Below are 19,053 nucleotides of genomic sequence, written 5' to 3'. Positions count from 1 at the left end.
TACCTATGCTTGTTTTCGTTCTTTTACTAATCGAAGGCGTTCTAATCCTTTGACCAGGCTTCCTGCTAGTACGCGTGGTTGGTGCTCGTAGTAAGAGCCCCAAGTGGATTGCGCGTCGGGGACTTTATTCGGGTCTGCGTGGGTTATGACCTGCGGCTCTAAACCTAGGCGGGCCATCATGGCATGAAGAGGGTCAGTGGCGGTGAAGATGCACCACTCGAAACCGTGTTCCACCAACATCTGAGCGATGAGGTAAAAGTGCAAGGCAGACATCCCTTTTGCAAATGAAGCAAGGTGACCGAATTCAACAAGGTTGGAACGTTTCACGTCACATTGAAAAATGCTGGAGACAAGGTTCTGGGCTTCATCGTCTAAGTATTGTTCCAGGAATAGTGGTTCCTGTTCGGCGATGCGAAATCCGCACACGGAAATAATGCTGTCGTTATCGGTGAGTGTTAAGTAAGCGGGCATAAATATCTTGAGTTCGGCAAAGAACGCTTTTTGGTAACGCAGTGAAACATGCTCGATCACTTTATGCCAAAGTGGGTGAGTTGGACTGACGATGTCTAAAGTAAAACCCTGTATAGAAGTCTGTTCTTGATTTTTCATTAGCGCTTCCACTTTTTTGTTGAGTCACCAACAAAATAAAACGCGAAACTTAAGAAACTCTTAAGGAAGCAAATCTAAATGAGTTTTAACGGTGGATTACAAAGAAATTTATCCTGTCACGACATTCGGGGAAATTATCGTCTATTACTAAGAGGGGACCGTAAATGAGGAGAAATTTTATGTTGATACGTAAACAGGCTCTACTGGTGCTAGCACTGATGGCAAGTTTTCCTATAGCTAGCTGGGCAGCCCCAGAAAGCACTCAACCCGACAAATATAGTAGTAATGCAGTGTGCCCATATGGTGGTCCAGGCATGATGGGGCGAGGTTATGGTCATGGAATGATGCAAGGACGTTTTGATAGTGACGACTTCCATCATCGCGGACACCGAATGGGCTATATGCATGATACTGACAGCCTAAAAGCACACTTGGATAAAATTAAGGACCCAAAAGTTAAGGCTAAATATATTGATATGGTTAAAGCTCGAATAGCGTTTGAGCAAAGCCAGCTAGAATCTATCAACGCAATGCTAGATAGCCAGAAATAATATTGACTGGATAAGGCAAAGTTAATTAGCTTATATGCCTCTTTTGTTAAGACAATAATGTAAAGTTTGCATGTAATACTCAGTGCGGCGTTGAAGTTAGATAAAAATGAAATGGCTCTGCTATTTGTGAGCCTCGAAGATATTCTTCGGGGCTTACTTTGCTTTTAACTATTAACTCACCAAGGGAACACCGATTAAAGAAGTATGCAAAAACTTAACAAATAGGCCGTAAATGACCGATCCAATTACTATCGCTATCACATCATTTACCCACGAGGCTTTTAAAGGCGTCACAACTCTTTGCTGACGTTTTTTCATCGAAACAAGGTCAACCACTGCCCATACGAAGAAAGAGCCGAACAACATCAGATCCGCTATGCTTCCATTCACTAACAAATGAGAAAACGCCCAAAGAACTACCGCTATTAACTGTGGGTTCTTTGTGACTGCTTGAATTTTGCCGGGGAAATAGGGAGCCCAGAACAAGATGAACCCGATAAGCATCAAAATGGAGACTAGTGGCCTTAAAGATTGAACTCCAAAATAGATAATGTTCGGATTTTCCCTTAGAGAAGCATACCCAGTAACAATCAGGTAAAGACCTAAAAACGACACTAATGCATAAACCGCTTTGTAAGCTTTTTCATTCATCGCTACGAATCTCTCGCGATGTTCTGGTGCGACAATAGAAATCGAGTGAATACCAAAAAACAATACTATACCTAGTATTAAACTAAACATTTCGCCGCTCCATTGCTAAGAGATAGGTTTTATTCCATTAATATAGTTCGTAATTCACTGTTTAAGGCAGTGAGTTAAGAATGTATCTATAAATCGAGATGCAACTCAGGCAGGAAGTATCGTTTCGCTCAAACGAAGTCAAATATGGCTATCAAATGAAAACAAACTATTGAACAATTTCATCTATAACCTGATAAACCAGCTTACTCTCTCGGTAACTGCTCTCCATCAAAGCAATTGAATAAACGCTGATTTGTCTTGGCGTAATGTGGATGTCTCTGACTTGAGAGCCTCCGGATACGTGACGAAACAGTGTAATGTGTGGAATGAAGTCTCTTGATTCTATAACAAAATTTTGAGTTAACAGCGCAGTGTCGAGTTCTTCTTTAAGCTGAGTTAGTGCGTGATTATGTTCTATACCCAACCAAAGTAATTTGCTTCGCTTTTGGCGGAAAGAGCCTAAACGATGAATGCGTAAGCTGCCACACTCTGACTTGAGTTGGTGTAAAAGGTTAATTAACGTTTGTTTCTCTTTTTCTGAGCACTCGCCGATGAAGGCCAATGTGATATGAAAGTTTTGTTTACGAGTATTATGTCCTTCCAAACCGTGGCTACGAACAAGTTCCTGATAGCGCGTCAAATCCTGTTTGGTCGCATCGTCAAATGTCAGTGCAAAAAATAATCTCATATCAACACCTGGTCAAAAGCAGACTCCACTCATCTAATTAATATTATGCTCGTAACCGAGCAATCATCAAATTTGGGAATTTATAAGCGTTGGTAAAGGGCAAAATAAAAAAGTCAGCGTTTTAAAGTAGGCACTATTGCAATGATAAGGAGCAGTTTGTCTAAAGACCGAAAAAGAAGTTGCAATCTATTTCTCCCAATTATTGTTGTGAGTCGAAGAATAGCTACTGACAAATAGGTAATCGAATAGAGTTACGCTTCAATGTAGACGGTTTTTTGTACTAAGGTTAACCCCATGCCCCTGAAAATGACATTGATTGCTCTTGCTGTTATGGCATCCTCTCAGTCCCAAGCAGAATCATCTTTCACGCCATTTGTCTCTTTAGCTGAAACCTATCAAGTTGGAATTGATATCTCTGAATATTGGTACAGTGAAAAGTTGGATGGAATCCGTGCATATTGGACAGGGCAGCACTTAGTGACCCGCAACGGAAACAGAATTTACGCACCTGCCTGGTTTACTGATCCACTTCCTGATTACCCTCTTGATGGTGAGCTTTGGGCCGGGCGGGGTAATTTTCATCTGGTGCAGCAAACCGTGCTGGATAAGACACCAGTGGACAAAGCATGGCAAAAAATAGACTTGATGTTATTTGATATGCCTTACTCGGCGGGTGACTACCGTAAGCGTTACTACAATATTCAAAATTTAGTGTTTGGTATTGATGAGCCGCACATCAAGTATGTTGAGCACAAAACGATTCAGGATGAAGCACACTTGTTTAGTCAGTTAGATAAAATTTCATTGTCTGACGGTGAAGGGGTTATGTTAAGGAAAGTATCAAGTCGTTACCAGGCTGGCCGGGGAAGTGACTTGCTCAAACTAAAGCGATATGAAGATACTGAAGCTACCGTAATAGGGTACAAGCCGGGAACAGGGCGGCTATTAGGTATGATGGGTGCACTACTCGTGCGCATGCCAGATGGCACAGAGTTTTATATTGGAAGTGGTTTTACTGATGAAGTGCGCCGTAATCCGCCCCGACTTGGATCTACCATCACATTCAGATATAACGGATTCACTCATACCGGTAAACCGAAGTTCGCCCGTTTTTTACGTGAGCGCTTTAAAGAATAGCTTGATTGCTATTACCTACTGATACATTGCAACGTTTAAAAAGACCCTGCCAAAACTTTACATGTTCCAAGGTCTTTTTTCTAAACGTACTGTGTACTTCTATAAGTCCGTAACTTTTTCCGTGAAGATCCATTCTCGTTTCAATCAACTCAATACCGACATTTAAGCGCTGATAGGTACTGTCTAAGTAGGCTAAATATGGCTGAACTTCTTTTACGTAGATCAACTGAAATACATTATTTAAGTACCGAAACTGGGTGGTATCCCGATTTTTACCACAAAGGATTTTATCTTGGTTAGACTCAAGCATGCGAGTCGTTTCACTTAACCAAAGCGTCGTGTTAGCAAGGGAATAATAAAGTCTACCGACCAGGCGAGACTTTTCTATTTCTTCCTGGTAATCCACCAAGTTGACATCAGGCAAGCGAGATACTGCTTGGTTTGGAATGTCATAGAGTTCATTGAGAGTATTAAATAGATCGCTGACGGGAGCTATTTGGTTTTTGCTCTTTATATCTAGCCAATCGGAAGCGGTTAACTGTTTTTGCATTGCGCCGCTTGTAAGTAGTAAGTTATCAAGATGCCTCTGAAGATGGTGCCATTTTTGTCCGTATATCTGTTCTAATTTTGTTCTCTCTCCATCGCTTAGTGAGAAATTCGTCAAACAAGAATTTAGCGTTCTAAGCAGAGATATCTGGTAATCCAGATCGTGAAAGGCATCCTGAACTTTTCCGAGCTGAGAATTTTTGGCTGCTACGAGATTAAATAATCCACATTGACGCAGTTGAAAACTTTCTAGAAGCCCGAGTGATAACCTTGGTAAAGACTGAAACAAATCACGCCGAGCTGGTATAGTAACAGGAGGTAAAGGCGTGATTTCTGCACTTGATACACCCAGTACATTGGCTAATCGTTCATGATATTTCTCCATTACTGCCTGTTCAGGGTTGAAGAGGTCACTGCACCCTGTAACAAGGGAAATGAAGATCAATAGGGTTAGTCGCACAATATTCCTTTTAGCTTCTCGGAGTTTAAAAGTATACCTGACGACAGCCTGGTTCGATCAAAAAAGCCAGCGAATGCTGGCTAGATATACCCAAATGACTTCAATATGTAGGATTCAGAGCGTTGTCACTGGCACAAGCTCAAGGAAAATGACGCACGGAATAGTGAGCTCTTTCCAAGTTATTTGACGCTGAAATTGTGTCAGTGACACGCTCCCGAAGGGCGAGTTGCCTTGGCTCACAGTCTTTGTTAATGATTTTTGATTTAGAACCACTAGATCATCAAATCATTGCCTCGCCTGTAAACCAAGTCACTCTCGCTGAATTTAGCATCTTGAGGTTATTTGGGTATATATATGATTACTGGATAGAAAAATTCAACTGAACTTCTGGTTTCTGGTGGTGCATCCAACGCAGTCTGACCCCTAATAGAAGAGCCGCTGAGGACAGGCCTATAATGAAGCCAATCCAGAATCCTTGGGCACCCATTGGTTCTACGATCCAATCTGTACGTCCAAGTATGTATCCCATCGGCAAACCACAGATCCAATAGGCGATGAATGTACGATTAAAAATAGCGCGCATATCTTTGTATCCACGCAAAGCACCAGCTGCAATCACTTGTATGGCATCGGTAAACTGGTAGACCGCCGCAAGGATGAGTAACTGCATCGCCAACTCAATAACTTCGGTATTACTGGTATAGAGCTCGGCAATAGATTCACGAAACACAACTGTTAGAAAAGCGGTGAACACTGTCAATACAGTACCAACCATGATCCCGACACGCGATGCGACACGAGCACCTGCAACGCTCTCTTCACCAAGTTTATGCCCCACGCGAATACTTACTGCTGCGCCGATACTCATTGGTAACATAAACACCATAGTAGAGAAGTTAATGGCAACCTGATGAGCCGCAACTATGATAGGTCCCAATGGAGATACCAAAAGCGCAACGACAGCGAATAGCGTGACTTCAAAAAACAACGCGGCTGCCACTGGAAAACCAAGCTTGAATAAACGAATCTGAGCTCTCATTTGCGGCGGGTGGAACTCGCCAAAAACATTAATGCTCTTTAAGCGTGGAGAGGTCACTACATAGAATAGAAGCAGCGCAAACATAATCCAGTAAACGATAGTGGTTGCAACGCCACAGCCGACACCGCCAAGTTCAGGTGCGCCAAACTTCCCATAAACGAAAATCCAGTTTAGCGGAATGTTCAAAAGCAGTCCGATAAAGCCGATTACCATCGCTGGTTTAGTTAGCGACATGCCGTCCGTAAAACTTCTTAAGGTTTGGAACAGTAGAAAAGCGGGTACAGCAAGAATTACCGCGTGAATATAACCAATGGTTTTTTCTGCCATTAGTGCTTCTACATCCATCAGGCCCAGAATAAACTTTGTTTGCAACAGTACGGCAATAATAGGAATGCTGACCACCAGCGCCAAAGCAATGCCTTGCTGGATTTCAAACGGTATCTTGACTCTGCGACCGGAGCCATTGAGTTGCGCGACCACTGGGACAAGCGTCATGAGCAAACCGATACCAAATAAAATGGAAGGAAGCCAAATACTTGAAGCAACAGAAACTGCCGCCATGTCGGTGGCACTTACACCACCAGCCATAACAGTATCTACAAATCCCATACCTGTTTGAGCAACAGAAGCGATTAATACAGGGGTAGCCAACTTTATAAGACTTGACGCTTCTTCTTTATAGTGCTGCACGAAAAACTCCACGACGGAAAGAGAAATTAAAAGAATTGGAGTACTCAAGAACAAAAGATGAGATGGGCGAACCTAGTGGTTGATTTTATCTGTGATAAGGTGAAAAAATGTCTCAGAGAACTTCCGCGCAAATGATAAACAATTGTATGTCCATATGCCATACCTTTAACAAGTAATCTTCACGAAAGCGAGTATTAAAGTATTACTATGCTGAATGCAAAGGGTGCGGAACCAAACCTCTCGAGCAGAGAACCAATAAGTAGGTATAAAAAATGTTTACTGGAATAGTACAAGGTACGGCTCAGGTCGTGAAAATAGAAAAGAAAGAGCGTTTTCAGACCCACGTAATCGAGTTAGAGGGACCGCTTCTTAATGGGTTAGAAATAGGTGCTTCAGTAGCTAATAACGGCTGTTGTCTGACTGTGACAAAAATTGAAGGTAACCGGGTAAACTTCGATTTGATGCAAGCTACCTTAGCTTTAACTAATCTAGGCGAGGTGAGTGAAGGTGAGCATGTAAACATCGAACGCGCTGCTAAATTTGGTGATGAGATTGGCGGTCATAGTATGTCTGGCCATATTAGTTTGATGGCGATAATCACCGACATCATCGATACACCAAATAACCGTACTATATGGTTCGAGTTACCAGCAGAATCAATGAAATATGTGCTGGCAAAAGGCTACATTGGAATTGACGGTTGCTCGCTCACTATTGGTGAGGTTGAAGAAACCCGTTTCTCAGTTCATCTTATTCCTGAAACATTACAAAGAACATTGTTCGGTGGAAGAGTAGTCGGTAACCAGGTAAATATTGAATTTGATCCGCAAACTCAAGCGATTGTGGATACAGTAGAGCGGGTACTGGCTTCTAAGAATATTTAAGAAGTCAAATTTGGGTTCAGTTGAAATGTAGAATTAAAAGGAGCATACATTACTGCTCCTTTGTTATTTTATACTAACCGAAATAGCTATTCGTAGTTGTCGTCAACATAGAGTTCTACTTTGTCATTCAGTTCATCCACGTGCATATTAAGATGAATGGCGTGACAACAGGCAGGACAATCATCGTAAAACTCTTGATCTCCATTACTAGCGTCTAAAGTAATACCAATAGAATGACCACAATGCGGACACTTTACATGCCTTTCAGTATAATTTTTCATACTACAGCTCCTAAAATTGCAGGGCTTTTTATTCTTTATAATAGAGGAAGTGCAGGCCTATCATTTACTTCACATCTGCAAGGAAACGAATCTAATGATAAGTTGCCTAAATTTTAGGTGTATTTGTTGCTAATTGAATCGAAATAAGTACAAAACTTGACCCCAAACTCAACCTTAAGTTTGGGGTTAAAGGCGAGGGTGACATTGCTCGAAATTTTACATAGCGTACAGTTGTATTGTTTCCAAATCAGACGGAAATAATCTTGTTTATGGATAACTGCGCCTGATCTAAGTAATGACCACCAAACAGGTTACAGTGGTTAAGGATATGATAAAGGTTATAGAGCTCTTTTCGTTCCTGATAACCAGGCAGTAATGGCAGGACTGATTCATATCCTTGATAAAAATCCGGTGTAAATCCGCCAAAAAGTTCTGTCATGGCAAGATCGCATTCTCTGTCTCCCCAATAGCATGCGGCATCAAAACAAATAGGGCCGACAGGTGTTAGCGCGGTATTTCCGTTCCACAGGTCACCGTGTAATAGCGAAGGTTTTGGCATGTGATTTGATAAAAGCTGTTTCACTATGTCCACAAAGTCTTCGATATCAACTAAAGTAACCCCCTTTTCTTTAAGCAATTGCAATTGCCAGCCAATTCTTTGCTCAGCGAAGAATACACTCCACTTTTTATGCCACTGATTGGGTTGTAGGGTAGAACCTAAGTAGTTATCTGTATCAAAACCAAACTCTTTCTGCTCGCCCCATTGGTGTAGACGGGCAAGTTGCTGGCCAAAGAGAAAACTGTTTTGTGCATCTTCTAACGGTTTAGTCGGTAGATAGTTGAGAATAATAAAAGAGGTGTTTTTGGTTTTACCAACAAGTACGACTTCTGGGACAAATACAGTCGATGTTTCTCGTAGTAAATGGAGACAATCGGCTTCAACTTCAAACTTAGACAAAAACTCTAGATCGTTAATTTTTACGAAGTAACGTTGCTCGCCATCATTAATCATATAGCTTTCACTGATATCCCCACCGGAAAGCCGAACTTTTTCGATGATTTGATATTCAAATAACAACGTATCAGAAAGTTGTTGCGATATTGCTTGCCACATACAAAACCTCGCGAACCTGTTTGACTACCAATAGTTTAGGATAAACGACGAACAAATGACGCGGTTGAAAGCATAGTTCAGCTACAAACTCGTTGTTCAGTATTGAAAATTTGTATAAGTGTGAATCAAATCGCTTATAACCTTATGATTTTTCGGCTTAGCATATGGAGATGCTTTCGTACAACGAGTATTATGATTTTTTTGACTTTAGTTCCATTGGTGGCATGAAAATACTGATATGTGATGATTCAGCAATCGCAAGAAAACTGATAATACGAACCATCGTACAAAGTGCGTCATTACATCTAATCGAAGCTCACGATGGTAATGAAGCGCTGAAAATCATGCAGGAACAAGATATCGACATATTGTTTCTGGATTTGACGATGCCAGTCATGGACGGTTTCGAAGTTCTAAAGTCTTTACCAGTCAGTAATTATCAAACAAAAATTGTCATAATTTCCGGCGACGTTCAGCAAGAAGCGAAACAGCGTTGTTTTGAGCTAGGTGCAATCGCATTTGTCGTTAAACCGCTATCAGTAGAACAAGTCGTACCGGTCTATGACCAACTTGGATTGCAGTACGCTTTCAAACCTGTTCTAGACCTGAGCCCTGAACAGCAGGAGAGGGATGAAGTCTCCTCACTGGCCAAGTTCCGAGAAGTCGCAAACGTTGCTTTAGGCAAAGGCGCTGCAATCATGGCTGATCACCTGCACGAGTTTATTTTGTTGCCGGTGCCTCATGTCGGGCCTTTGTCCTATGGCGAGCTCCACATGACGTTAGTTGACGTGATTGGGAGGGAAGACTCTGTCGCGGTAGCGCAGCGATTCGTTGGAGGAGGCATTCATGGAGAAGCTTTGGTTTGTCTCCGAGGAAAAGACATTAATCAAATCGGAGAAAGGTTAGGCTATCATTTAGAGTTTACCGCTCATAACGAAGTCATTCTAAACATCTCCAACTTGTTAGTTTCATCGTTTCTGACCTCGTTGGGTAATCAGCTGGATAAACAGTTCTCGCTCCGCCAGCCCGGTATCATCGATACATTGGTGCCATTTACAGAGGAACAAGGTAATAAAGGCGAACTCTTTACTATCGAGTATACCTACATGGCAGAATCATTTGACTTTGAGTGTGAAGTTTTATTTTTGATAGATAAGTCATCGGTACAAATCATATATGACATTATGGAGTTAATCTGATGCCAGAAATCAGGCTGGAGATGGCAGACTATCATTGGGTAACTCAAATCCTGGACACAATGGATGCAGGGCTTATTGTCCTAGACAGAAAGTATAACGTCTGTGTTTGGAACAGCTTTATGCAGTCCTACAGTGGTGTTTTGTCCCAAGATATTCTGGGTAAGTGCTTATTTGATCGTTTTGAAGAATTACCAAGAGCCTGGCTTGAGACGAAGTTAAAAACGTGCCAGGACTTGGAGACTCGTTCGTTCTCAAGTTGGGAAAATCGCCCATATCTCTTCAAGTTTAATAACTTTTCTCCGGTAACAAACAGCAGCGATTTCATGTTTCAGGACATCGTCATCACACCGTTGCGTTCGCTGTCCGGTGAGGTCAGTCATATTGCGATACAGATAAACGATGTGACAGAAATAGCCCGCAGCCGGATCTATCTGAAAGAGACCAATCAGCACCTATCGGAAATAAGTCGCAAAGATGGATTGACAGGCCTGTTTAATCGGGCGCATTGGGAACAAACACTTAAAGATGAGTTTGCTCAATTGCAAGTCACTGGCGGGAACTGCTCACTGGTGATTTTTGATATCGACCACTTTAAAAATGTGAATGATACTTATGGTCACCCTATTGGGGACGAAGTAATACGCCGGACCTCGACTCTACTTAAAAAGACCGTACGAAATAGCGATATTTGCGGACGATTTGGCGGGGAAGAGTTCACTGTTTTACTTCCTAATACGAGCGAAGAACAAGCAGGCTATTTTGCGGAGCGCTTACGCAACCGAATTGAGCAAGAGGTTATCAAGCTGGAAGGATTTTCGATTAGTTACACGGTCAGCATCGGAGTCTGCGAATATAAACCCCATTTTGAGAGCCACATACAATGGCTAAAATGTGCTGATGCCGCTTTATATTGCGCAAAAGATAAAGGGAAAAACACAAGCTGTGTGTATGAAAATGCGATGGCTTGATTGAAAAGTAAACGGTTGATATATAAATAATCATTATTATGAAATGAGTTAATGATTTTTTTTCGGCATGTCTTACTATTGAAGCAACTTCGCTTTCAGCTTTGAAGGTGTGTAATCAATGGAGAAAAACAGTGGTTGTCGAAACGGATGGATATCTCGCTCTTATTGAGCATTTGTCGCTTAACTTAGATATATTTACTACAGAATTTGGTGACACGGGCACAGAAAGCATTGAAGATGTTGTCACGGATTTGGTCGCATCAAACATTATGGCGATCTTTGAGCAAAACCCAGAACTGCATTCAAGCGTGCGCTTCAAGTTATTGAAAGAGGCTGATGCTGTAGTAGAGGATCTTGGTGAAGTGCTTGCAGGTGTTTGGAATAAAAAAGCAACAAACGAGCAAATTGCTTTTCTGGACGAGTATATTGCTTTGGTTAAGAACCTGTTTGATACAGCCGTTGCTATTTATGATTAGTTCTCATTAAACAAATGTGGTGAGTTGATCTCAAACAAAGCGTTAATTGCTTCACGGCTTTCTTGCTTCGCTAAGGCAAAGCTTTGTTTAGGCACGACTCTTCTGATTTGCCAAAATTTCGAGGCCCAATAGGGGTTGTCAGTTCTAGAAATAATCACACCTTTCTTTTCAGAAACGTGCATAAATTGTTTATTACCCAAGTAGATACCGACGTGGTAGCGTGCTCTTGAGGTTTTAAAGAAGACTAAGTCTCCATGCTCTGCATCTTTTCTATCTAATTTAACGCCTTGCTTTGATTGCAGCCTTGTCGTTCTTGGCAGCGCAACCTGATAAGCCTCTACAAATGCTTTTTGAACAAATGCAGAGCAATCAATACCCGATTTTTCTGTACCTCCCCATTGGTAAGGCGTTCCATACCATTCATCATAAAACACCATCAGATCTGGCTTAGTCACCAGCGTAGGAGTTGGAGCAGGAGTAGGCGCATTTTGTGTTGAGCTAAACTCCTCTTCGGGATCTGGTGCAGAAGAGCAAGCAGTAACTAGGGTACTGATTATCAGAGAAATATATATGCGACGCATACCATCCACCTGTCATCTTTGTGACTTAGAACTGAAATATTAGTGTCACAACCAATCCCTAGTATGGCACCCAATTCACGATTTTAGTTGGTTTGTGTGACATTTGCACAACTAAACCGTCTCTATCCTAATAAAGAATAAAAATAGATTATGACAGTGCGCAACCGCTTTTGCTCTTCTTTTTCACTAATTCAGGCCATTACTGCCACATTTTTAACTATCATAGCCCTCATTATTGCTCTTTCTGTCTCGACCTTAAAAGGAATGGATCAGATTAGTGGAGAGTTTGAAGAGCTATCCCATAAAGAGCTACCAATGGCGATGGCCAACGCCAAATTAACCCGGAATGTGCTGGAAATTGTCAAGCTACTGAATTTCGCTATGCAGGTAAGTGAAGCTAAAGAACTGGCTTTGGTTGAAGAACAAATAGAACAGTTAGCATTAAAGACTGAAGAGTTAGTTAAGCAGACTTCCGGTGTTTCGCAGCAGCTATCTGACGAGTTAGAAACGAAAATAGATAATTTGCATGGTATTACTCGTTCAATCCTTTTAAAACAGGCGGGTGTGACTCAGATACAGGCAGACATTAATGCCGCTGTCGGTGGGTTTCGTTATGGCCTAAGCTCAATAGGCCCTGAGATGAACAGAATCAGCTCTTTTCTTAGCGGAGACGACCCCGAGTTGAATGATGCGGCAAACCGGTTTATCGCTTCGGCAAGCTCAATGGAAAGTACTTTTCTTATGATGTTGACTCATACGGAACTTGAAAAAGCTGAAAACGAGTACCGCGAAATGCGTAATAGGATCGCTGGTATCAATCTCGCTTATTCAGACTTTCAAATGCTGCAGCCTGAGATTTCAGAGTTTTCAAGTTTAACTGCACCGTATGAAATGGTAAAAGCTGGATTTGAAGAGAAAGGAATTCTACATCTGATTCTTGCCAAGCTCGAGCAAAATGAGAACCAAAAAACCGAATTCCTACAAGCGTCTTTGCTTGCGGATGAAACGATGATTTTACTCGATAAAACTTCAAACACGGTTTCGGAACTACTGGCTGAGCGAGAGGGGGTGGTTAACGATACGATAACATCGGTGAGTATCATGGCTCTTATCGCCGCCGGGGTTATCTCGATGATTATTCTCTTTACTTGGTTCATTCTGAGAATCTGGACCAACCGTGGGCTGAATAACGTACTTAAAAGGTTGTCGGCACTTACCGAACATGATTTTCGTGGTAAAGCGGAAGAAGTGGGGCCCTATGAGCTGAAAGAGGTCGCTCGAAAGTTAAATCAGGTTATTGACTCCACACATGAGTCAATAGCAACGGTTACTCGCAACTGTGAAACCCTCTATCAAACCGCTGAAATCAGTCACTCAGCGGCCGAGCAGACGAACGAGGGATTAAGCACACAAAATGAAGCCCTTGCAAGCATGGTGACGACAATCACTCAGCTGGAAGCTTCCATCCGAGAAATTGCAACGGTGACGAACGCATCCTCAGAAGACGCCGAACTCGCAACTCAGCACACTGAGAAGGGCGAGAAGGTACTAGAGCAAAACCGCTTACGTTTAGAATCTCTGGAAAAGTCTCTTAACATAAACAGAGAGTCGATGTCGGAGCTGGATCTGAGAGTGAAACAGATTCGCGAAATGGTCGATATGATCAGTGGTATTGCTGAAAACACCAATTTACTGGCGTTGAATGCCGCGATAGAAGCTGCCCGAGCGGGTGAGCAAGGGCGCGGATTTGCTGTGGTTGCCGATGAAGTACGTAAGCTGGCAAGTGATACCTCTCAGCAAACGTTAAACATCCGGGAAATGATGAATGAGCTTATTACGGCTTCAGAGCGTTCTCGAGAGGCGGTAAGTGACTCAAGAGAAGAAATGGCTAACGCACTTCAGTCTAGTGATTACGTTAAATCAACCTTCTTAGAGATAAACGGTGCGGTAAAACATATTCAAGATCGTGTCGCACAAATCTCTGTCGCCACAGAGGAACAAGAGCGCGCTACTGCAGATGTGTCGCAGTCAATTACTCAGATTTCTGAACAGGGTGAACATACTAAGCAGCAGCTAGAATCCATGGTAGAGAGTTCAGAACAAGTTGCAGATATAGCAGGACAGCAGCAAACAATGCTGCACAAATATGTGCTTTAAGTAATAGGGGTTAATTATTCTCCTTATGTACTGATTAATAGCAACCTGTAAAGGTATATTATTAAGCATTAAATTAAGTTGATTATGAAAGCCAGGGTTTGCAGCCCTGGCTTTTTGTATGATTTTAAGTTGGGTCACAAATAAGGAATTCGTTAACGTTCGTATTTTATTACTCAATAGGTTGCTTATTTTATTAATCCATATTTAGGTTGCTTCTTATTTAAAATGGCCAACATCTCGTTTACAAATGTCTGCTTTTAACGTTCGTAAGTGCTCTAAAGGCATGATAGATCTCAAAAATCACTTAAGCGGTATGAATTGTTTGAATGGTTATATATGCTCTGCACTATTCACTAAATTGAAAATAAGGAAACGATGATGGATAAGTTCGTAGTGTTTCTCTTATGTCTTTGTTTAACTGTAGGCGGCGTTGTTCATATTTATGACAATCTCGTTGATGGTCTGGTAGCTTACGATTCTGAGCCATATTGGTTAATTATTTATTTGAAGTCGTTGGGGGCGCTATACCTATTAGCTGCATTTCTTTTGATCCGAAGTCGTCGCATCGGCTTGATTTTAATGGTAGCAATCTTATTAACCAATGTGACTTTAAGCTCACATATGCAATATGCGTTGGAAGTATTAAATAATCACACTGCAATACAGATGAACACCTTATTTTTGGGATTCTCTATTGGCGTTTCGATTTGGCTTTGGAACACAGGACAACAACGCCAGTCTCGTCAGATATTCCGTTAATACTATTGCAGTTCTTACATAGCGAATAATGGAGTGAACTGTATATAGAGCCAGGGAGGCAGGCGCAACAGTTCACTTATCACTCCTGACGTTATGTCAAAAACACTATTTTTTACTCTTACCGCGATAGCGAAAGGGCTGAGTTATCAGCTTATCAAGCCTTTGCTCCTTAGGATCTCTAATATCCGGTAAGCCAATCAGCATATGATCATGTCCGAGTTCTGGTTGAGCTTTATACGTGCCAAATATTCGATCCCAAACTGATAAAAAGAAACCAAAGTTAGAATGAGTTTCTCTCGGAATAACGGAGTGATGCACGCGGTGCATATCCGGAGTAACGATCAGTTTCCTCAACCAGCCATCGACAGCTAACGCCAGTTTCGCATTACTGTGATTGAACATCGCACTGGCGTTTAGAACGATCTCGAAAATAACAATAGCGATGGGTGAAACACCGAGTACAAAAACAGCGAAAATTTTCACAATCATGGAAAGCAAAATTTCAATCGGGTGAAAGCGCGTGCCGGTAGTGACATCAATGTCGAGATCAGCGTGATGCATTCGATGGAGCTTCCAGAGTAAGGGTACTCGGTGAAAGACCACGTGTTGGACGTAGATGACAAAGTCGAGCAAAACAACGGAAAGCAGGACATTGAGCCAAATCGGTACCGATGCTAAATTTAATAGTCCCCAGTGATTTTCAGTTGTAATCATGGCGGCCTGAAATGCCACGACAGGCATGACTATTACGATAACAGCGCTGTTTAAAGCAACTAGAGATAGATTGTTTACCCAGCGAAACGTACGCGAAACCGTCAGTGTTTTCCTAGGTAATTTGTTTTCCCACAATGTACAGAGTAAGAGCACACCAACAAAGCAACTGAGCCTTATCCATGATGGATCGTTAAAAGCCGTTTCTGTCACATATAATTCCTCTGCTTATAAATTCTGTCTATATAGACCGAACTTAGCACCGGTTCCTTCCGGTTCCTTCCGGTTTCTTTAATTCTTATATTTTATACCAATCACAGTGAATAAGGGTTCAGAAATAGCGTAGGAAAAATGCTCGAGAGCAAGGCACAATTTTTTGATAAGTAGTTATTCTACAATCAAAAATTGTAACGCAGTTATCGAATTTTTTAACAAGCTTGGATGACCACTAATTACTACGATTGGTATTACCTTGAGGCGAGGCGGTTATACCAGTAGAATCGCGCTCTAGTTTTTATTAGGCACTTCTATTCATGAGAATTCACGCTTTCCACCGTCTATTCCAACATCGTCAGTCGCTCTCAACAAAGCCTTTCAATGCGCGAGGTTGTAAAGTCAACCGTTGCCAGTATTGTCAGGTTTCACAGCAGCATTGTCTGTGTGAACTGCAACCAAGTATTGACTCAAATATAGCCTGCATGCTGATTGTATCGGAAAACGAAGTGTTTAAGCCGAGTAATACGGGTCGGTTGATCGCGGATACGATTAAGGAAACCTATGTATATCAATGGAACCGTACTGAGCCTTGCGAGGAAATGCTGGCGTTACTAAAAAGTGATGACTATCAGCCTGTTATCGTATTTCCTGCGGGTTATGTCGACGAGCCGACGCGATTAATGGAAAGCCTGACTCCTGAGCGATTAATGTCTGAGGGGACTCATAAGAAATGGTTATTGATCTTCATTGATGGCAGTTGGCGTGAGGCCAGGAAAATCTTTCGCCGTTCAGACTACTTACAGTCATTACCTGTACTCTCGATAAAGCCAGAGTCACTGTCAGAATACATCATGCGACGTTCCGATAATGAGCAACATCTGTCTACCGCAGAAGTAGCGAGCTTAGTGTTTCAGCAAGCGGGCGAGCAGAAAGCTTCTGAGTGCCTTCAATTTTGGTTCGAAGCTTTCAGAGAAACGTATATGCTGACAAAAACCCGGGTCAAAACGGATCCTAATCGACCGCACTTGAAACGTTTCAGAGAGTGGCTAAAAACCGAGAGCTGACTCTAAGGAATGATTTTTTGTTGATCACATGTTGTTCAACTAGCTTAAATGAAGGGATAAATCTGGATTCGGTCACGGTTTGTAGGCGTATAGATATGGATAATGCGCAAAGTTTATCTTTTTGACTCCAGTAAACTTTTTGGGAGTCGCACAATTTTTGGAGAGAATTGCATGTATTATGGCTTTGATGTCGGTGGTACTAAGATTGAGTTTGGTGCATTTAATGAAAAGCTTGAGCGTGTAGCAACTGAGCGTGTACCAACACCAACCGATAACTATGAACTATTGGTTGATACTATCGCTAAACTTATCAGCAAATATGATACTGAGTTTGCTTGTGAAGGTACGATTGGACTTGGACTTCCGGGCATGGAAGATGCAGATGATGCAACCGTGCTTACGGTGAATGTTCCAGCGGCAAAAGGCAAACCATTACGTGCAGATCTTGAAGCGAAGATTGGTCGCTCCGTTAAAATTGAAAACGATGCAAACTGTTTTGCGCTGTCTGAAGCCTGGGACGAAGAACTGCAAGACGAGCCATCCGTACTTGGTTTAATCCTTGGTACAGGTTTTGGTGGCGGTTTTATCTTCGACGGTAAAGTATTCTCTGGCCGTAACCACGTAGCAGGTGAGGTTGGCCATATGCGTCTTCCTATTGATGCATGGTTCCACCTAGGTGATAACGCACCATTGCTCGGCTGTGGTTGTGGTAAAAAAGGCTGTTTGGATAGTTACTTGTCAGGTCGCGGTTTTGAGCTGATTTACGAGCATTACAACGGCGAGAAGAAGAAAGCGATCGATATCATCAATGCCTACCGCGAAGGTGAAGCGGCAGCCGTTGAGCACGTAGAGCGCTTTATGGAGCTTCTGGCAATCTGCTTTGGTAATATCTTTACCGCAACAGACCCGGATGTTGTCGTTCTGGGTGGTGGCTTATCTAACTTCGATCTTATTTACGAAGAGCTGCCAAAGCGTATTCCTAAATACCTGCTTTCTGTAGCGAAATGTCCAAAGATCATCAAAGCAAAACACGGTGATTCAGGCGGCGTTCGTGGTGCAGCGTTCCTGAACATCAAGTAATGATTTGAGTTCAATATCTTATAAAAGCCCTGTTACCAGTAAAGTAACAGGGCTTTTCTGTTCTATCTGATTTAAAAACGTCTTTACCCAGCTTTACACTTCATTTACGTCACTTGAATTAGTCTCGGTTAATCTAAGCCCTAAGTTTTAGAGATCAAATCAGTGAGAACGGCTATGTTTAAACTTTCAACTTTTCGTAACAGTGCAATTGCGCTTGTCATGGTGAGTATGGTTACACCGGCTATAGCGAAACAACCTCCGGGCCATAGCAACAGTCACGGACATAAGCCTCAGAATCCAAATAATGTGGTTGTGGTAAAGCCGAATCATAGACCAAACCATAACCACAACCATCGCCCGAGCCATAATGCGCCATCGCATCGCTCGTATCATCGCAGTGTATTACCAGCAACTGCCGCATTTATGATGGTTGCGGGGATTACTTATGCAATTATTGATAATGCCTATTATAAGCAAAGTGGTGACCAGTATATTTATGTTGAACAGCCACCGGTCTCTTCTTCACAGCAGGTTAGTAGTAGTCAAGCAGGTCAGGTAGTGGATGTACTACCAAGCGGGGTAGCAACGGTAAGCGTTAATGGTGCTACGTATTATGTTCGAGGTAACGACTGGTACGCTCCGATTGCAGGTACTAGTAGGTTTGTAGTAGTTGCGCCGCAGGTTTAATGCTCATTTATAAATGTATATAAAAAGAAAAGCTCGCGGTTTAAATGCGAGCTTTTCTATCTGTGCGTTCTATTTCTTCTTTTTACCGACGCCCAAATTTTCTTTTTGAGCGAGTGTGATTTTTGTAAAACCGAGCTTTCTAAAGTGGTTGTCACGGTAGTTTCGGACAGCTTTAGTATCAGAAACCGCTTCGATTTGTTGTTCCATCTTTAGGTATTCAGAAATGTCGATACCTTCCGCTTCAGCAACTGCTTCCTGGATGTTACGGTGTTGCTGGTAAGAGAACGTCAGTTCTTTGTCTTCGTTCTTGTATGTATAAAGAATAGTGCGAGCCATAATAATCTCTCGAATGTTTTGTTAGCGTCTTTAACTTACCCGCGTTACTTCTTAACGACAGATATGAGCGTGATTACTT

20 protein-coding genes and 1 pseudogene are annotated in these 19,053 nt (G+C 42.1%); 11 read left to right on the top strand and 10 right to left on the bottom strand.

Annotated elements, in window-relative coordinates; genetic code table 11:
- Window positions 1–3: 3 nt before the first annotated feature.
- A complete protein-coding gene (locus KHN79_RS07365; protein WP_182007760.1) occupies window positions 4–609 on the bottom strand; it encodes a thermostable hemolysin in 606 nt (201 codons plus the stop codon).
- A 179-nt stretch (window positions 610–788) separates the two neighbouring features.
- Here KHN79_RS07365 and KHN79_RS07360 point away from each other — a divergent pair, with 179 nt between their 5' ends.
- Window positions 789–1,160 carry a hypothetical protein gene (locus tag KHN79_RS07360; protein WP_182007761.1) on the top strand — a complete coding sequence of 124 codons (372 nt, stop codon included), beginning with the start codon at window positions 789–791 and terminating at the stop codon, window positions 1,158–1,160.
- Window positions 1,161–1,331: 171 nt separating this feature from the next.
- Here the strand turns inward: KHN79_RS07360 and KHN79_RS07355 are convergent, their stop codons facing one another.
- Window positions 1,332–1,901: an NnrU family protein gene (locus KHN79_RS07355; RefSeq protein ID WP_182007762.1), complete on the bottom strand. Its 570-nt coding sequence runs from the start codon at window positions 1,899–1,901 to the stop codon at window positions 1,332–1,334.
- A 166-nt stretch (window positions 1,902–2,067) separates the two neighbouring features.
- On the bottom strand, window positions 2,068–2,589 hold the full coding sequence (thpR, locus tag KHN79_RS07350) for an RNA 2',3'-cyclic phosphodiesterase (RefSeq protein ID WP_182007763.1): 522 nt from the start codon (window positions 2,587–2,589) through the stop codon (window positions 2,068–2,070).
- Between the two features lie 294 nt (window positions 2,590–2,883).
- On the opposite strand from thpR, the gene KHN79_RS07345 reads away from it, so the two are divergent.
- Window positions 2,884–3,726, top strand: a complete 843-nt coding sequence (locus tag KHN79_RS07345; protein ID WP_182007764.1) for a DNA ligase — start codon at window positions 2,884–2,886, stop codon at window positions 3,724–3,726.
- On the opposite strand, the gene KHN79_RS07340 is transcribed toward KHN79_RS07345, so the two are convergent.
- Both KHN79_RS07340 and KHN79_RS07335 read right to left on the bottom strand, forming a co-directional pair.
- Window positions 3,716–4,657 (bottom strand): DUF3080 domain-containing protein, encoded by a 942-nt coding sequence (locus KHN79_RS07340; protein WP_182007765.1) that lies wholly within the window; start codon window positions 4,655–4,657, stop codon window positions 3,716–3,718. The two genes, KHN79_RS07345 and KHN79_RS07340, sit on opposite strands and share 11 nt — an antisense overlap.
- Before the next feature lie 433 nt (window positions 4,658–5,090).
- Window positions 5,091–6,461, bottom strand: coding sequence for an MATE family efflux transporter (locus KHN79_RS07335; RefSeq protein WP_182007766.1), 1,371 nt, complete (start codon window positions 6,459–6,461; stop codon window positions 5,091–5,093).
- Between the two features lie 272 nt (window positions 6,462–6,733).
- On the opposite strand from KHN79_RS07335, the gene KHN79_RS07330 reads away from it, so the two are divergent.
- Window positions 6,734–7,345 carry a riboflavin synthase subunit alpha gene (locus KHN79_RS07330; RefSeq protein ID WP_182007767.1) on the top strand — a complete coding sequence of 204 codons (612 nt, stop codon included), beginning with the start codon at window positions 6,734–6,736 and terminating at the stop codon, window positions 7,343–7,345.
- Window positions 7,346–7,431: 86 nt separating this feature from the next.
- Here KHN79_RS07330 and KHN79_RS07325 read toward each other — a convergent pair whose 3' ends face one another.
- Window positions 7,432–7,626, bottom strand: a complete 195-nt coding sequence (locus KHN79_RS07325; protein WP_182007768.1) for a CPXCG motif-containing cysteine-rich protein — start codon at window positions 7,624–7,626, stop codon at window positions 7,432–7,434.
- 247 nt (window positions 7,627–7,873) lie between these two features.
- Window positions 7,874–8,740 (bottom strand): fructosamine kinase family protein, encoded by an 867-nt coding sequence (locus KHN79_RS07320; RefSeq protein ID WP_182007769.1) that lies wholly within the window; start codon window positions 8,738–8,740, stop codon window positions 7,874–7,876.
- 224 nt (window positions 8,741–8,964) lie between these two features.
- Here KHN79_RS07320 and KHN79_RS07315 point away from each other — a divergent pair, with 224 nt between their 5' ends.
- The 3 genes from KHN79_RS07315 (at window position 8,965) to KHN79_RS07305 (ending at window position 11,383) form a co-directional block, all read left to right on the top strand.
- Entirely contained in the window at window positions 8,965–9,939 is a 975-nt protein-coding gene (locus tag KHN79_RS07315) for a response regulator (RefSeq protein ID WP_182007770.1), read from the top strand.
- The gene (locus KHN79_RS07310) at window positions 9,939–10,907 is read left to right on the top strand and encodes a sensor domain-containing diguanylate cyclase (RefSeq protein WP_182007771.1); all 969 of its coding nucleotides are present in this window, start codon (window positions 9,939–9,941) and stop codon (window positions 10,905–10,907) included. Before KHN79_RS07315 ends, KHN79_RS07310 begins: the two co-directional genes overlap by 1 nt.
- 131 nt (window positions 10,908–11,038) lie before the next feature.
- Window positions 11,039–11,383, top strand: a complete 345-nt coding sequence (locus KHN79_RS07305) for a DUF3802 family protein (protein WP_182007772.1) — start codon at window positions 11,039–11,041, stop codon at window positions 11,381–11,383.
- Window positions 11,384–11,478: 95 nt separating this feature from the next.
- Here the strand turns inward: KHN79_RS07305 and KHN79_RS07300 are convergent.
- Window positions 11,479–11,973 (bottom strand): annotated as a pseudogene (locus KHN79_RS07300) (NlpC/P60 family protein); the annotation flags it as partial.
- 141 nt (window positions 11,974–12,114) lie between these two features.
- On the opposite strand from KHN79_RS07300, the gene KHN79_RS07295 reads away from it, so the two are divergent.
- Window positions 12,115–14,121 (top strand): methyl-accepting chemotaxis protein, encoded by a 2,007-nt coding sequence (locus KHN79_RS07295; protein WP_182007774.1) that lies wholly within the window; start codon window positions 12,115–12,117, stop codon window positions 14,119–14,121.
- Window positions 14,122–14,499: 378 nt separating this feature from the next.
- Entirely contained in the window at window positions 14,500–14,880 is a 381-nt protein-coding gene (locus KHN79_RS07290) for a hypothetical protein (protein ID WP_182007775.1), read from the top strand.
- 105 nt (window positions 14,881–14,985) lie between these two features.
- Here KHN79_RS07290 and KHN79_RS07285 read toward each other — a convergent pair whose 3' ends face one another.
- A complete protein-coding gene (locus KHN79_RS07285; RefSeq protein WP_182007776.1) occupies window positions 14,986–15,804 on the bottom strand; it encodes a sterol desaturase family protein in 819 nt (272 codons plus the stop codon).
- A gap of 320 nt (window positions 15,805–16,124) precedes the next feature.
- On the opposite strand from KHN79_RS07285, the gene KHN79_RS07280 reads away from it, so the two are divergent.
- From KHN79_RS07280 to KHN79_RS07270, 3 genes are all read left to right on the top strand, one after another.
- Window positions 16,125–16,871, top strand: coding sequence for a tRNA-uridine aminocarboxypropyltransferase (locus tag KHN79_RS07280; protein ID WP_182007777.1), 747 nt, complete (start codon window positions 16,125–16,127; stop codon window positions 16,869–16,871).
- Window positions 16,872–17,042: 171 nt separating this feature from the next.
- A complete protein-coding gene (nagK, locus tag KHN79_RS07275; protein WP_182007778.1) occupies window positions 17,043–17,951 on the top strand; it encodes an N-acetylglucosamine kinase in 909 nt (302 codons plus the stop codon).
- Window positions 17,952–18,125: 174 nt separating this feature from the next.
- Window positions 18,126–18,638, top strand: a complete 513-nt coding sequence (locus KHN79_RS07270) for a DUF6515 family protein (protein ID WP_182007779.1) — start codon at window positions 18,126–18,128, stop codon at window positions 18,636–18,638.
- A gap of 69 nt (window positions 18,639–18,707) precedes the next feature.
- On the opposite strand, the gene KHN79_RS07265 is transcribed toward KHN79_RS07270, so the two are convergent.
- Entirely contained in the window at window positions 18,708–18,974 is a 267-nt protein-coding gene (locus KHN79_RS07265) for a DUF2960 domain-containing protein (protein ID WP_182007780.1), read from the bottom strand.
- Window positions 18,975–19,053: the final 79 nt, after the last annotated feature.

Origin of the sequence: Vibrio sp. B1FLJ16 (assembly GCF_905175385.1) — a bacterium.
Taxonomy (GTDB): Bacteria; Pseudomonadota; Gammaproteobacteria; order Enterobacterales; family Vibrionaceae; genus Vibrio.
This window is presented reverse-complemented; position numbering and strand designations above follow the sequence as displayed.